The organism is Vibrio sp. S9_S30 (assembly GCF_014694455.1).
Lineage (GTDB): Bacteria > Pseudomonadota > Gammaproteobacteria > Enterobacterales > Vibrionaceae > Vibrio.
Genome location: NZ_JAAUWT010000246.1, coordinates 1 through 210, shown reverse-complemented (window position 1 = coordinate 210; position 210 = coordinate 1). Strand labels below are relative to the sequence as shown.

Here is a 210-nt window from a genome sequence, read left to right as displayed (position 1 = left end):
TTAACACCTTGATTCAGGTTGAGGAATCGAACTCAAAAACACAGAAGCCAGCAACTTTCGAGAACCTGACAACCCTTGAATCATCAAAGCGCTATAACGCCAGCTTAAACCGCAGACAACGCACAAATCAAGCCGCCGCATTACGCCTTAAACACGAAAATCACCGCAAACCAAAAATGCCACGCGTTGTTTGTCGGTTTGAAGCTTTTG

At 45.2% G+C, this 210-nt stretch carries 1 protein-coding gene; it reads left to right on the top strand.

Annotated features, from left to right (window positions below):
* A partial coding sequence (locus tag HC752_RS25095) for a hypothetical protein (RefSeq protein ID WP_342029507.1) occupies window positions 1–210 on the top strand: 210 nt, incomplete at both ends.